The organism is Deinococcus maricopensis DSM 21211 (genome assembly GCF_000186385.1).
GTDB classification, from domain to species: Bacteria; Deinococcota; Deinococci; order Deinococcales; family Deinococcaceae; genus Deinococcus_B; species Deinococcus_B maricopensis.
This window is the reverse complement of sequence record NC_014958.1, coordinates 3,465,415-3,478,733: the sequence shown is the minus strand read 5'-3', so window position 1 is coordinate 3,478,733 and position 13,319 is coordinate 3,465,415. Positions and strand designations below refer to the sequence as shown.

Sequence of the window (13,319 nt, the reverse complement as noted above, 5' to 3'; positions counted from 1 at the left end):
GCATGAGGGAACCCCCGGGCGGCGCAAGTTCGCACACCGCCGCACCCCGGGTGATCGGTACTTTCCGTCACGACCCCCAGCGCCCAGGGGTTACGGAGGCTCTCATGCTGCACCACCCACCATTCCCACGGCGTGCCGTATTCGCCTGCGCCTGCCTGCTCAGCGGACTCGCGGCTCCTGCCGCCTCCACGCAGACCCGCACGAACGCCTGGACGCTCACGCAACGCCAGGAACTCACGCGCGCCCTGTCCTTCCAGACGCTCAACCGCCCGCGCGTCCTGGCGTTGAGGGCTCAGGTGAAGCCGTTCGCGCTGGCCGGCAACCCGGTCGCGCAGTACGATTACGCGCGCACGTTCGACCTCGGCGGGGTCACACAGGGCGCCGTCGAAGACCGACAGACCGCGCTACTGTGGTACACACGCGCCGCTGAAGCGCGTCAGTTCGACGCGCAGATGCTGCTACACGTCCGCCTACGGGCTGCTCGAACAGCCCCGCAACGGGCCGCTCGCGCTGACCTGGCTGACCCGCGCCTACGAAGGCGCCAAAGGTGCCGAGCGGGCGCAGGTCGCGCTGGAGTTCGCGCGCCTGACCGACCCGAACGTGAACCCGGACGGCAACCCCGTCCGCGCCCTCGTGCAGGTGAGCGCCGCTCGCAGCCTCCAGTACCTGGAAGAAGCGCACCAGCTGGCGCCTGACGACGTGGACATCACCGAAGACTTATTTGGGAGGTACGCGGACCTCGGGCAGTACGCGCGCGCCCTGGGGCTGCTGGACCAGCTGCGCAGCAGCACCGCCCTGTACCGCGCGGCCCGGATCCTGCAGCAGGGTCGTCCCGGCGTGCCCCGGAACGACAGCCTGAGTCTGACCCTCCTGCAGCGCGCCGCCACGCTGGAGGTGAAAACCCACCAGCAACCCGACCCGCCGGCGCTCATGGCGCTCTACGGCGCTGTGTGCCGCAAGGCCATCAGCAAGGAACGCATCGGGCCGCTGTTCGTGCCGTCCCGCTGGCAGCTCTTCCAGCAGTTCTCCGTGAACTGCACCTACAACCCGGGCGGCTGACGCTACCCGGAGGCGGCGGCGTGATACGCCGCCGCCTTCAGTGGGGGTTACTCGCCGGGCAGGACGCTCACGAGCGCGCACGTGAAGGTGGTGCCGGTGCGGCACTCGACCGTCAGGACGGCCGTCTCGGGCGCCCGCAGCCGCAGCGTGGCGGGGGCCAGCGCGGTGTTGTCGGGCGTGACTTTCAGGGTGCGCTCGCCCGTGCGAATGCGCGCCGTGAAGGGGGTGCGGCCTGCCTCGCGCCCATCCAGGCTGACACGTGCAGGCGCGTCGCTGGTCACGACGAGCGTTGCGGGGCGTGGGAGGCGCCGCAACGTGAACGCCTCGGTGCCGACGGCGCCCGCGCGGACGCTCACAGGCCGCTGCTCCGGCGCGTACCCGGCGGCGCTGACCGTGAGGGTGTGCGCGCCAACCTCCACGCGCTCCAGCAGGGCGGGGGCCACGCCGACCGTCTGGCCGTCCAGCTGGATGGTCGCGCCCGCCGGGAAGGCCGTGACGCGCAGCGCGCCGTACTGCGTCGCGCGGTAATACTGCGGGGTGACGTTCCACGCGCGGTCTGGCACGCCCGCGAGGGAGGCCTTCAGCCAGTCCGCGAAGCCGTTCGTGCCGCCGCCCGGCGTGGTGTCCGGGAAGGGCAGGGGAGACGTGCCGGCCACGGCGAACACCTCCGTACGCCCGAGCGCGTTCGTCGGGAGCGCAAAGGTGAGGGCATTGCTGGCCGTGGCGGGCGTGTTCGCCGCGCCGAGCCGGACGGCGTGACCGTCGGGCGGCAGCAGGAACGCGGTGACGTACGCGTCCCGGGAGACGCGGACCTCCAGATTCAGCGGGTCGCCCTGCTGCACCCCGCCGTCCGACGCGATGTTCCCGCGGACGTTGGCGCCCACGCGCACGTCCGCGACGGGTTTTCCGAGCAGCACCAGGGGCGTGCAGGCGCTCAGGCCGCCCGCCAGCAGCAGTAGACCTGCGAGGCGTTTCATACCCTCAGTGTAGGGCCGGCTGCGCCGCGAACCATGAAAGGACGTCTGGGCGCGTTCCGGTCCGGCGGGAACACCGGGTACATGACATGCCGGACGAGCCGCCCCCCGCGATGAGCGGAGCGCAAAGCGGCCGCTGAGCGCTGATCGGCGGTGCTCTGGGGGCTGAGGCCGTACACCGGCGCGCGGTGACCCTGGAGTTCCGCATGGTGATTCCAGGAGGCGCAGGCCGGCGGCGTGCAGCCACGCCGCCCTGAACGACGTCCCCGTCGTTCAGGGCCTCGCTGGGCCGGGCGGGACGGGGGTACACGTCCCGCACCACGCGGCGCACGCGCTTGCTGTCCGTGGCGGGCCGCGTGACGTCCGGCAGGAGCAGGTTGGGCCGGTGGATGGGGTCATGCATGCGGACGCCCCCACGTGAGCGGGGGCGCTTGTGTTCGGTTCCGGCGGAAACTGGGGACGTGTGGTTACTGGCCGGGCGTGAGCGTGAGCGTCTGCGTGCGGCCCCAGTCGCGTGGGTCGGTGCTCATGGGCAGGTACGCGCCGCGCGCCCACAGTGCCTGCTGGTCGGCGTAGTGCTCGCTGAAGACGTTCCCGGACTGCCCGAGCGTGCCGATGAACACGCTGCGGTTCGGGTGTGCGAGATCGATCACCTGCCGGTAGCTGGGCGCGTGCGTGAACGCCAGCGACGCGTCGGCGGGGCGGGCGACGTTCACGGTGTTCGTGCCGCCGGGCGCGCTGACGCTGCGGTTCCACAGCCACGCGAGGGCTTGCACGCCGCCGAACGCGCCGTGGTCACTGCGGCTCACGTGCACGCGGCCCCACGTCCAGCCGTTCGGGTCCTGCCCAAGGCGGCCCTGCAGGGCCGTGACGGTCGCCGCGAGCGTCCGCGTGAGCAGGCGCGCGCAGTCGCCCTGCCCGCCCTCGGCGCACAGCGGGCCGCGCGCACGCAGCTGGTTCAGGACCGCGAGGCTGTTCAGGCGTACGCCGGCGCCCAGTTCGTCCTGCGCCATGTTCTGCAGGTTCAGCAGCCACCCCTCGAACACGGTCGGTGCGGCGCTGTCCGTGCGTTCCTGCCCGTCCCACGCGCGCAGCAGGTCCAGCGCGCGTGCGCTCGCGTCGCCGTCCGGGCGGGTGGCGAGCAGGAACGGCTTCAGGTCCCGCCATACCGAACTGCGGGTGTCCTGCTGCACGCGCTGCACGTCCTCCACGCCCAGTTTCGGGTGGGCGTTCAGGCCTTCGAGGATGCGCGCGGCGCGGTACGGTTCCGACCAGAGGCGTTCGTTCGCGAGGGCGTACGGGAAGCTGTCCGGCACGACCTTGTTGTTCGCGGTGACGACCTGCGCCTCGGGCGGGTTGAAGGTGTGTGGCAGCGCCTCGAACGGGATGTACCCCGTCCACTCGTGCGTGCCGTCACCGGGCACGGGCAGGCTGCCGTCCCAGCCGCGCCGGATGGGGATGCGGCCGGGCGCGTAGTAGCCGATGTTGCCGTCCACGTCGGCGTACACGAAGTTCTGACTGGGCGCCACGTACGCGCGCAGCGCCGCTGTGAAGTCCGTCCAGTTGCGCGCGTAGTTCAGGCCGAGGAACGCGTCGAAGGTCGTGTCGCCGCCCATCAGCGCCGTCCATTTCAGCGCGACGCGCGGACCGACGTGCCCGGCGCGGTCATTCACGCCGCTGATGATCGGGCCGTGCGCGCTTTCCTGCACGGTGAGGCGCACGTCGTCCTGGCCTTTCACGCGGATCACCTCGGTGCGCGTCGTGAGTTTCGCGCTGGCGCCCTCCACGTAGAGGTCCTGCACGTCCGGGTTCACGTTCGTGACGCCCCACGCGACGCGGTCGTTGCGGCCGATGACGACGCCGGGCAGGCCTGGGATGGTCGCGCCGATCACGTGCAGGTCCGGGCCGCGCACGTCCGCGAGGTACCACAGCATCGGCGCGCTCAGCTTCAGGTGCGGGTCGTCCGCGAGGATCGGCCCGCCCGTCGTGGTGCGTGACGGGCCGAGCACCCAGTCGTTGCTGCCCTTGCCGGGCGCGTTCTCGAAGCCCAGCGCGCGCGCCGCTGCGAGCGTGCCCCGCAACTCCCGCAGGGCCTCCTGCGGGAGCGCCGCGCCCTGGTCGGAGGCGGTGCGCGCGCGCGGCAGGTCCTGGCCGCTCAGGATGGTCGGGCCGGACTTCGGGTACGGCGGGAGCACCTGGTTCAGGCGGTCCGGGCCGAGTTTCTCCAGCACCTCGCGGCCCAGCAGCTCTTGGTCCCAGTTGCCGCCCAGGTCGTACGCCATCAGCTTCTGCCACGCGATGCTGTCCACGTCCGTCCATGGTTCCGGGCGGAAGCGCAGCAGGCGGAACTCCAGCGGCACGCGGTCCTGCGCGATGGCGGCGTTCACGCCGGCCGTGTAAGCACTCACGAGGGCGCGCGTGCGCGCGTTCAGGGTGGGCAGCGCCGCCTGCGCCGCGCGGTAAAAGCCCCAGGTGCGCAGGAATTTGTCCTGCGGGAGGGCCGCCTCGCCCAGCACCTCACTCAAGCGGCCCTGCGCGACGCGCCGCTGGAACTCCATCTGCCACAACCGGTCCTGGGCGTGCACGAACCCCAGGGCGTATAGAGCGTCCGTGTCGGACGCGGACGCGCGGATGTGCGGCACGCCCCAGCGGTCCCGCGTGACCGTCACCGGGCCGTTCAGGCCCCGCAACTGGAGCGCCCCGGTCGTGCGCGGGCGCGTGACCGTCGCGAGCGCCACCAGCGCCGCCCCCACCAACACCACGAGCAGCAGCAGCACGCCACCCACCCTGTTTAAGCGCAGCATTAACGTTTCCTCCTTTGACTCTGGCTGGCACTCTAGCACCCGATGACAAGATGACTCATCAAGTGGTTTTTTTGCCGTTCCAGACGCTACCCGCGTACCATGAAGCATGCATGACGCGACCCAGGACGCCTTCGCCGCCTTCCGCGCGGACCTGATCGGCACGGACACCCTCATCCGCACGCCGTTCGGGGAGCGGCGCGTCACCTACGCCGACCACGTCGCGTCCGGGCGCGCGCTGCGCAGCGTCGAACGCACCCTCACCGAACGCGTCCTCCCGCTGTACGCCAATACCCACACCGAGGACAGTGCCACCGGCGCGTACCTCACGCACCTCACGCACCAGGCCACCACGTACCTCAAGACGCAGCTTGGCGCGGACAGCACCTGCCACCTGCTGTACTGCGGCAGCGGCAGCACCGCCGCCGTGAAACGCCTGCAGGACATCCTCGGGCTCACCGTGCCCTCCGCACACCGCGAACGCGTCCTCGCGGCCCTGCCCGACACCGAACGCCCCGTCGTGTTCGTCGGCCCGTACGAGCACCACAGCAACGAGGTCACCTGGCGCGAAACGCTCGCGGAAGTCATCGAGGTGCCCCTGTGCCCGCGCGGCGGCATCGACCTGGAGGCCCTGCGCACCCTGCTGCGCGACCCGCGCTTCGACGGCCGCCCGAAAATCGGGTCGTTCAGTGCCGCCAGCAACGTCACCGGCCTGCTCACCGACACCCGCACCCTCGCGCGCCTGCTGCACGCGCACGGCGCGTACGCCTGCTTCGACTTCGCCGCGAGCGCCCCGTACGTCCGCATCGACATGAAACCCGGCCAGAGCGACGGGTACGACGCCGTGTTCCTCAGCCCCCACAAACTCGCGGGCGGGCCGGGCACGCCCGGCCTGCTGTGCCTGCAGGGGCACCTCTACCACCTCGCCGCGCCCAGCACCGCCGGCGGCGGCACCGTCCACTACGTGAGCCGCACCGCGCACCACTTCATCGAGGACGTCGAGGCGCGCGAGGACGCCGGCACGCCCGCCATCCTCGGCAAGCTCCGCGCCGCCTTCGCCTTCCGCGCCAAGGAACACCTCGGCCTGGCGCGCATCGAGGCGCGCGAGCACCAGCTCGCCCGGCTCGCCCTCGCGCGCCTCACGCCAAACCCCCGCGTGCACGTGCTCGGCAACCCCAACGCGGAGCGCCTCGCGTTCCTCAGCTTCCTGATCCGCACCGACCAGGACGGCACGTACCTGCACCCGCGCCTCGTCGTGCGCCTCCTGAACGACCTGTTCGGCATTCAGGCGCGCGGCGGCTGCGCGTGCGCCGGGCCGTACGGCCACGCCCTGCTCGGCATCGACGACGACCGCAGCGCCCGCTACCTCACCTGCATCCTCGGGCACCAGGGCGGCCTGAAACCCGGCTGGACGCGCCTGAGCCTCGCGCCGTGGATCAGCGACGACGAGGTGGACTTCCTGCTGAGCGCCATCGAGTTCATCGCGGAATACGGACCGCTGTTCGTGCCGCAGTACGACTTCGACTGGGAAAGCGGCGCGTGGACGCACCCGGCCGACGCCCCCCTGCCGGACCTGTTCACGCTCCCGCCGCTCGCCACCGAGCAGGCGCCCGTCCCGTACGCGCAGTACCTGCAGGACGCCCGCGCGCTCGCCGCGCGCCTTGAACGTGGCCAGGCGCGCGCCATCCCGGACGGCGTGCCCCGCGACCTCGTGTTCTTCGCGTACTGAACACGAGAATCCTCAAGGTCCCGCGAAGCTTCCATGATGACGCGCCCACGCGCGCCCGGACCGTGGGTGTTATGACAGGCTCAACCGCCGCGGCGCCACCCCAGGCCGCGGCGGCAACGCCCCATCGTCCCAAAGGAGACCGTCATGGCCATGCTGAAAGACAAGGTTGCGTTCATCACCGGTGCCGCAAGTGGTATCGGCGCCGGCACCGCGAGGCGCTTCGCGCAGGAAGGCGCCCACGTGGTCCTCGCCGACATGCAGGACGACGAGGGCCAGAAGCTCCAGCAGGAACTCGAACGTGCCGGCCACCGCGCCACCTACGTCCACTGCGACGTCAGTGACGCACCTTCTGTCGAAGCGGCCATCAGCACCGCCGTCGACACGTACGGCCGCCTCGACATCGTCTTCGCGAACGCCGGCATCAACGGCGTCTGGACGCCCATCGACGAACTTCAGCCGGACGAATGGCACCGCACGCTCGCCATCAACCTCACCGGCACGTACCTCACCGTCCATTACGCCGTCCCGCACCTCAAGCGCGCGGGCGGCGGCAGCATCATCATTACCAGCAGCGTGAACGGCAACCGCACCTTCAGCACCCCCGGCGCGAGCGCGTACAGCACCAGCAAAGCCGGGCAGGTGGCGTTCATGAAAATGATCGCGCTGGAACTCGGCCGGCACGGCATCCGCGTGAACGCCGTCTGCCCCGGCAAGATCCACACCAACATCGAGCAGCGCACCGAGCAGCGCGACACGGACCAGATCGGCATTCAGGTCGAACTGCCCGAAGGGAACCCGGCCCTGCACGGCGGCGAAGGCGAACCCGTGGACGTCGCCGACACCTGCCTGTTCCTCGCATCGGACCTCGGTCGGCACGTGTCCGGCGTGGACATCTACGTGGACGGCGGCGCCTCCCTGCTCCGCTGAACCTCGCAAGGCAGGGGCCTCCGCACACGCGGAGGCCCCTGCCCTCGGAACGTCAGACCTTCGCGGCGTCGATGAGCGCCTGCGCGCCCTGCGCGAGCATGTCCTCGGCCAGCTGCGCGCCGAGGTCCGCGCACTCGTCCGCGTCCCCCTCGATGGTTGCGCGAATCACCTGCGTGCCGTCCAGCGCCCCCACCCAGCCTTCCAGGGTCAGCACGCCGCCCTTCAGGGTCGCCAGGGCCCCCACGGGCGCCATGCAGCCCGCCCCGAGGCCCGCGAGGAACTCGCGTTCCGCCGTCGTGCGGTCATCCGTCGCGCGGTCATGAATGGCGTACGCCACCTCCACCGCCAGGTCGTCGTCCGAACGGGTCTCCAGCGCGAGCGCCCCCTGCCCCGGCGCGGGCAGCAGGATGTCCGGGTCCACCAGCTCATCAATGCGGTTGCGCATCTCCAGGCGCGTCAGGCCCGCCGCCGCGAGAATGATCGCGTCGTACTCGTTCCCGGCGAGCGCCGCGAGGCGCGTATCCACGTTGCCGCGCAGGTCCTTCACGTCCAGGTCCGGGCGGAACGCCCGCAGGAACGCCTTGCGGCGCACGCTGCTCGTCCCGATGCGCGCGCCCTGCGGCAGGTCCACGAGGCGCTTCATGCCTTCCTTGCCGATCAGCGCGTCACGCGCCTCCACGCGCTTCGGAATGCTGGAAATCTCCAGGCCCTCCGGCTGCGCGGTCGGCAGGTCCTTGAGGCTGTGCACCGCAATGTCGATGCGGCTGCTCAGCAGCGCGTCCTCGATCTCCTTCACCCAGAAGCCCTTGTCGCCCTTCTGCGCGAGCGTCTCCAGGCTGCTGCGGTCCCGGTCACCCTTGGTGCTGATGGTCTGAATGCGGAACTCCGTGTCCGGCCATTCCTCCTTGAGGCGCGCCACGACCCAGCGGGTCTGCGCGAGGGCGAGCGCGCTGCCGCGCGTCCCGACAGTAATCGAACGACTCACGCCCCGCATTATGGCATCCGCACGTGTGCGCGCCGTGGCCTGCCTCATGAACCACCCCGGCGGTGGCCGCCGCGGCCACCGCCGGGCCGCGCGGGGACACGGTTTTCCCCAGTGGGTGCAGCAAACCCACCTTCGGTTCCCTGCACCCACCGGGGCGGCGGCGCGCTCAGATCATGGCGGGCATGGGTTCAGGCAGGCCCGGCGTGTCCGGGTTGCTGGTCGGGTCCGGCTCGGGCAGGCCCGGCAGGTCCGGGTTCGCGGGCGGGTCCATGACGGGTGTGGGCGCGTCGTGCGGGGGCATCTGCTCCGGCATGGGGGCGGGCGCGTCGGTCGGCTCGGTCGCCGGGGCGGACGGACGGTCGTACGGGCTGGTCATACGAGCACCTCCTTCAGGTACGTCCCACGCTACGCGCCCCCACCCCCACGCCTCTGAACGCAGCGTTCACGGGCCTTCATGCAGGCCGATGTGCGCATGCCCGCCACGGAGGTCGCTGCTACCCTCGGAACCGGAGGTCGCCTTGCTGCTTACCATCGCCACCACGCACGCCCCCGCGCGGGACCTCGGGTTCCTGCTGCACAAACACCCGGACCACCCGTACAGCACGGACCTGCCGTTCGGGACGGTGCACGTGTTCGCGCCCGAGGCGACCGACGCGCGCACCGCGTTCACGCTGCTGCTCGACGTGGACCCCGTGCGCCTCTCACGCCGCGCCCGCCCCGGTGGGGCGCCCCTGGAGCCGTACGTGAACGACCGCCCGTACGTGCCCGGCAGCTTCATGAGTGTCGCGCTGAACGCCGCGTACCGCACCGCCCTCACCGGACGCTGCACGGGCCGACCGGAACTGGCTGACGTGGCGCTGCCGCTCACGGCCACGCTCCCCGCCGTGCCCGCCCGCGCCGACGACGGCGATCTCGACGCGGGCCTCGTGGAGCGCCTGTTCGCACCGCTCGGGTACAGCGTGCACACCGCGCGCCTCCCCCTGGACGAGCAGTTCCCGGAGTGGGGCGACAGTCCGTACCTGAACGTCACGCTGCACGCGCCGCAGCGCGTGCAGGACCTCCTGCAGCACCTGTACGTCCTGCTGCCCGTCCTCGACAACGCCAAGCACTACTTCATCGGGGAGGACGAGATCGAGAAGCTGCTGCGCCACGCGGGCGGCTGGCTGGACACGCACCCGGAGCGCGCGTTCATCACGCGCCGGTACCTGCGTTTTCGCGCGTACGCCCGCGCGGCCCTCGGCACCCCCGCGCCCGCCGAGCCGACCGAACCGCGCGGCCCCACCCTCAACGAGCAGCGCTACGCCGCCGTGCACGCCGCCCTGCGCGCCGCCGGCGCTGTCACGGTCCTTGACCTCGGCTGCGGCGAGGGGAAATTCCTCGCGCGCCTCGCGGGCGACCCGCAGTTCCGGCGCGTGACCGGCGTGGATGTGAGCGTTACCGCGCTGCGCCGCGCGCGCGAACGCCTCGGCGACACCGCCCCGCACGTCACGTTGCTGCACGGCGCGCTCACGTACCGCGACCCGCGCCTGCGGCATTTCGACGCCGCCACGCTCGTGGAGGTCATTGAGCACCTCGACCCGCCGCGCCTCCACGCGCTCACCGCGAGCGTCCTGGGCGACGCCCGCCCCGCCACCGTCATCGTCACCACGCCGAACGTCGAGTACAACGCTGTCTGGGGTGAACTCGGCGTGCGCCACGCGGACCACCGCTTCGAATGGACGCGGGAGGAATTCCGCGCCTGGGCCGACGCGAGCGCCGCCCACCACGGCTACCGCGTCACTCTGAGCGGCATCGGCGACGAGCACCCCACCTTCGGCCCCCCCACCCAGATGGCCACCTTCACCCGCGAGGGCCCCGCATGACCCCCCTGAACAAAGGCACCCACGTGAAACTCAACGCCGCGCACGGTGACCACCCCGCCGGCGCCGTCGGCGTGATCGCGCGCCTGAACGGCGACGGCACCGCCCGCGTCGACTTCCCGGACGGCACGCACGCCACCTTCCCCGAGGACGCCCTCGTGCAGCGCAAAATCAGCCGCCGCGAAGCGCTCCTCCCCGCCCGCGACCCGCGCGACTTCGCGCCGTATATCCAGTACACCTGCGTCGTCGGCAGCCGCGCCTTCGGCCTCGACACCGAAAGCAGCGACACCGACCTGCGCGGCTTCTACCTCCCGCCCGCCCGGGACCACTGGAGCCTGCGCGGCGTGCCCGAACAACTCGAATGGGGCGAGGAAGCGTACTGGGAGATCGGGAAGTTTCTCACCCTCGGCCTCAAAGGCAACCCGAACATCCTCGAATGCCTGTACACGCCGCTCGTCACGCACGCCACGCCACTTGCGCGCGAGCTTCTCGACCTGCGCGGCGCGTTCCTCAGCACGAACGTCTACGACACCTACAACGGCTACGTCCTCAGCCAGTTCGCGAAGCTCGAAGCCGACTGGCGCACCGTGGGCGCGCCCCGCCCGAAACACGCCATGCACCTCATCCGCCTGCTGCTGAGCGGCATCGCGGTGCTGGAGGGCGGCGAGGTGATGGTGCACGTCGGCGCGCACCGCGACGCCCTCCTCGACATCAAAGCCGGACGCATGCCCTGGGAGGACGTGAACGCCTGGCGCCTCCGATTGCACCGCCAGTTCGACGACGCCCGCACCCGCACGCGCCTCCCCGAACACCCCGACGTGGACCGCGTGAACGCCTACCTGCTCCGCGCCCGCGAGCACGCCCGCACCCTCTGAACGGACCACACCCATGACGTACCCGCCCGAACTGCACACCGCGGTCGCCACCCACCCGTACCCGCTCGTGTTCGCCACGGTCAGCGGCGCGCACCTGTACGGCTTCCCCAGCGCCGACAGCGACTGGGACCTGCGCGGCGCGCACCTCCTGCCCGCCCGCGACCTGCTCGGCCTGCACGAGCCCGCCGAAACCCTCGAAGTGAACCGGGACGAGCGCATCGAACTGGACCTCGTGACGCACGACCTCGGCAAGTTCGCGCGGCTCCTCCTGAAACGCAACGGGTACGTGCTGGAGCAGCTGCTCTCGCCGCTGGTCGTGCACACCACGCCCGCGCACGCGGCGCTGATGGACCTCGCGCCGCGCACCGTTACCCGTTGGCACGCGCACCATTATCTCGGGTTCAGCACCAACCAGTGGAGCCTCCTCGAGAAAGAGGAACGCGCGCGCGTCAAGCCGCTCCTGTACGCCTTCCGCACGGTCCTCACCGGCATTCACCTGATGCGCACCGGGACCATAGAGGCGAACCTGATCGCCCTGAACGATACGTTCAAGCTGCCGTACCTCAACGACCTGATCGCCCTGAAGGTCGGCGGTGCCGAAAAGGAACCCCTGCCGGACCCCCTCGACCGGTACCGCGCCGAGCACGCCCGCCTGATGGCAGACTTGGAACGCGCGCGGGACAACGCACCCCTCCCGGACGCTGTGGACGAGCGCGTCGTGAATGCCCTGAGTGACCTGCTGGTCCGCGAACGGCTGGCCACCCCATGAATAACCTGCTGAACGTTATTGACGTGGAGGCCACCTGCTGGGACGGCCCCACCCCGCCCGGCCAGACAAACGAGATCATCGAGGTCGGCATCTGCGTCGTGGACCTGCGCACGCTGGAACGCGTGGACCGTCGACGCGTCATGGTGCGGCCCGGACGCTCCGAGATCAGCGCGTTCTGCACGGACCTCACTGGCATCACAGCCCGGGATGTCGCGGATGGCGTGACGTTCACCGAAGCGTGCGCGATCCTGCGCCGCGAGCTGCACGCGGACAGCCGCCCCTGGGCCAGCTGGGGGGACTACGACCGCAAGCAGTTTGAGCGGCAGTGCGTTGCCACCGGCACGCCGTACCCGTTCAGCGCGCGCCACACGAACGCCAAAGCGCAGTACGCGCTCGCCCACACCCTGCGCAGGATGGGCATGGCCGAAGCCCTGCAGCACGCCGGCCTTCCCCTGGAGGGCCGACACCACCGTGGGGAGGACGACGCCTGGAACATCGCCGCGCTGATCCTCGGGCTTCTGCGCGGTGGGCGCTGGCCGTCCACTTGAGTGGGGGCGGTGCGCTGGATTGCCGATGCCCCAACGGGGGCGGCGCGCTAGCGTACAGGGCATGACGGCGGCACCGGCCTACCCCCAGGCGCTCGAACAGCTGTACGGGACGTTCGCGGCGTACGCGCGCCCCACGCATATCGACGCCTGCCCCTGCTGCGCGGACGAGCGGGACCTGAGGCCGATCTCCACGAAAGCCCTGCGGGCGCTGACGCCGGAGGACCTGCGGGCGTATGCGTCGTCCGCGCTGTTCACGGTGGGGGGCGCGGCGGACTTCAAGTTCCTGTTGCCTCGGCTGTACGACCTCGCCGCGCAAGACGCGTTTGATTGTGCGGGTACGGACCCCGAGTCCTTATTCGGTCGGGTGCGGCACCTGCCGGCGGATTCAGGCCTGACGCCCGGGGAACAGCGAGCGGTGAACACGTTCCTGCAGGCGTGGTGGATGCGCACGCTGGAAACCCCCGGGGCGTGGCCGGACACCGCCACCGTGCTGGTCAGCGCCCTGAACGCCGGCCAGTCCCTGCGGCCCCTGCTGGACGCCTGGCTCCTGCAGACCTCACCGACGGCCGCGGCGCACTTGGCGCAGTTCATCAAGGACCACGCGCAGCAGATCGCCCTGGGCAGAAGCTTCAACGCCTACCTGAAGGACCGCACCATCCTGCCGGACCTGCACCGCTGGTTGTCCGCCGAAAGCGTTGCCCTGTTTCTAGAGCAGGCTTTTTTCAAGGCGTCCGAGGAGGACGCGCAGGACATCAGCGACGCGCTGCTGTTCCTGGGAAGGTAAACGAGGTCC

At 70.9% G+C, this 13,319-nt stretch carries 12 protein-coding genes; 8 read left to right on the top strand and 4 right to left on the bottom strand.

Features of this window, described 5'->3' with window-relative positions; translation table 11 throughout:
• The first annotated feature begins 600 nt into the window (after nucleotides 1–600).
• Nucleotides 601–1,059: a hypothetical protein gene (locus DEIMA_RS16445; RefSeq protein ID WP_013558414.1), complete on the top strand. Its 459-nt coding sequence runs from the start codon at nucleotides 601–603 to the stop codon at nucleotides 1,057–1,059.
• 47 nt (nucleotides 1,060–1,106) lie between these two features.
• On the opposite strand, the gene DEIMA_RS16440 is transcribed toward DEIMA_RS16445, so the two are convergent.
• Both DEIMA_RS16440 and DEIMA_RS16435 read right to left on the bottom strand, forming a co-directional pair.
• A complete protein-coding gene (locus tag DEIMA_RS16440) occupies nucleotides 1,107–2,036 on the bottom strand; it encodes a PEGA domain-containing protein (protein WP_013558413.1) in 930 nt (309 codons plus the stop codon).
• A gap of 464 nt (nucleotides 2,037–2,500) precedes the next feature.
• Nucleotides 2,501–4,837, bottom strand: coding sequence for a penicillin acylase family protein (locus DEIMA_RS16435; protein WP_013558412.1), 2,337 nt, complete (start codon nucleotides 4,835–4,837; stop codon nucleotides 2,501–2,503).
• A 106-nt stretch (nucleotides 4,838–4,943) separates the two neighbouring features.
• On the opposite strand from DEIMA_RS16435, the gene DEIMA_RS16430 reads away from it, so the two are divergent.
• Together DEIMA_RS16430 and DEIMA_RS16425 are read left to right on the top strand one after the other, a co-directional pair.
• Complete coding sequence (locus tag DEIMA_RS16430) at nucleotides 4,944–6,563, top strand: aminotransferase class V-fold PLP-dependent enzyme (RefSeq protein ID WP_013558411.1); 1,620 nt, start codon at nucleotides 4,944–4,946, stop codon at nucleotides 6,561–6,563.
• Nucleotides 6,564–6,707: 144 nt separating this feature from the next.
• The gene (locus DEIMA_RS16425; protein WP_013558410.1) at nucleotides 6,708–7,490 is read left to right on the top strand and encodes an SDR family oxidoreductase; all 783 of its coding nucleotides are present in this window, start codon (nucleotides 6,708–6,710) and stop codon (nucleotides 7,488–7,490) included.
• A 52-nt stretch (nucleotides 7,491–7,542) separates the two neighbouring features.
• Here the strand turns inward: DEIMA_RS16425 and hemC are convergent, their stop codons facing one another.
• Together hemC and DEIMA_RS16415 are read right to left on the bottom strand one after the other, a co-directional pair.
• Nucleotides 7,543–8,484 carry a hydroxymethylbilane synthase gene (gene hemC, locus DEIMA_RS16420; protein WP_013558409.1) on the bottom strand — a complete coding sequence of 314 codons (942 nt, stop codon included), beginning with the start codon at nucleotides 8,482–8,484 and terminating at the stop codon, nucleotides 7,543–7,545.
• A 157-nt stretch (nucleotides 8,485–8,641) separates the two neighbouring features.
• Nucleotides 8,642–8,851 (bottom strand): hypothetical protein, encoded by a 210-nt coding sequence (locus tag DEIMA_RS16415; RefSeq protein WP_013558408.1) that lies wholly within the window; start codon nucleotides 8,849–8,851, stop codon nucleotides 8,642–8,644.
• Nucleotides 8,852–8,993: 142 nt separating this feature from the next.
• Between DEIMA_RS16415 and DEIMA_RS16410 the strand changes: the two genes are divergently transcribed.
• The 5 genes from DEIMA_RS16410 (at nucleotide 8,994) to DEIMA_RS16390 (ending at nucleotide 13,310) form a co-directional block, all read left to right on the top strand.
• The gene (locus DEIMA_RS16410) at nucleotides 8,994–10,337 is read left to right on the top strand and encodes a 3' terminal RNA ribose 2'-O-methyltransferase Hen1 (protein ID WP_013558407.1); all 1,344 of its coding nucleotides are present in this window, start codon (nucleotides 8,994–8,996) and stop codon (nucleotides 10,335–10,337) included.
• The gene (locus tag DEIMA_RS16405; protein WP_013558406.1) at nucleotides 10,334–11,209 is read left to right on the top strand and encodes a nucleotidyltransferase domain-containing protein; all 876 of its coding nucleotides are present in this window, start codon (nucleotides 10,334–10,336) and stop codon (nucleotides 11,207–11,209) included. Before DEIMA_RS16410 ends, DEIMA_RS16405 begins: the two co-directional genes overlap by 4 nt.
• Before the next feature lie 13 nt (nucleotides 11,210–11,222).
• Nucleotides 11,223–11,978, top strand: coding sequence for a nucleotidyltransferase domain-containing protein (locus tag DEIMA_RS16400; protein WP_013558405.1), 756 nt, complete (start codon nucleotides 11,223–11,225; stop codon nucleotides 11,976–11,978).
• The gene (locus DEIMA_RS16395; RefSeq protein WP_013558404.1) at nucleotides 11,975–12,526 is read left to right on the top strand and encodes a 3'-5' exonuclease; all 552 of its coding nucleotides are present in this window, start codon (nucleotides 11,975–11,977) and stop codon (nucleotides 12,524–12,526) included. Before DEIMA_RS16400 ends, DEIMA_RS16395 begins: the two co-directional genes overlap by 4 nt.
• A gap of 61 nt (nucleotides 12,527–12,587) precedes the next feature.
• Nucleotides 12,588–13,310: a hypothetical protein gene (locus DEIMA_RS16390; protein WP_013558403.1), complete on the top strand. Its 723-nt coding sequence runs from the start codon at nucleotides 12,588–12,590 to the stop codon at nucleotides 13,308–13,310.
• The last annotated feature ends 9 nt before the right edge of the window (nucleotides 13,311–13,319 follow it).

Excerpts from the sequence above, each read along its gene's own strand:
- hemC (WP_013558409.1), bottom strand. The coding sequence starts at position 8,484 with ATGCGGGGCGTGAGTCGTTCGATTACTGTCGGGACGCGCGGCAGCGCG.
- DEIMA_RS16400 (WP_013558405.1), top strand. The coding sequence starts at position 11,223 with ATGACGTACCCGCCCGAACTGCACACCGCGGTCGCCACCCACCCGTAC.
- DEIMA_RS16425 (WP_013558410.1), top strand. The coding sequence starts at position 6,708 with ATGGCCATGCTGAAAGACAAGGTTGCGTTCATCACCGGTGCCGCAAGT.
- DEIMA_RS16415 (WP_013558408.1), bottom strand. The coding sequence starts at position 8,851 with ATGACCAGCCCGTACGACCGTCCGTCCGCCCCGGCGACCGAGCCGACC.
- DEIMA_RS16440 (WP_013558413.1), bottom strand. The coding sequence starts at position 2,036 with ATGAAACGCCTCGCAGGTCTACTGCTGCTGGCGGGCGGCCTGAGCGCC.
- DEIMA_RS16430 (WP_013558411.1), top strand. The coding sequence starts at position 4,944 with ATGCATGACGCGACCCAGGACGCCTTCGCCGCCTTCCGCGCGGACCTG.
- DEIMA_RS16390 (WP_013558403.1), top strand. The coding sequence starts at position 12,588 with ATGACGGCGGCACCGGCCTACCCCCAGGCGCTCGAACAGCTGTACGGG.
- DEIMA_RS16435 (WP_013558412.1), bottom strand. The coding sequence starts at position 4,837 with ATGCTGCGCTTAAACAGGGTGGGTGGCGTGCTGCTGCTGCTCGTGGTG.
- DEIMA_RS16395 (WP_013558404.1), top strand. The coding sequence starts at position 11,975 with ATGAATAACCTGCTGAACGTTATTGACGTGGAGGCCACCTGCTGGGAC.
- DEIMA_RS16405 (WP_013558406.1), top strand. The coding sequence starts at position 10,334 with ATGACCCCCCTGAACAAAGGCACCCACGTGAAACTCAACGCCGCGCAC.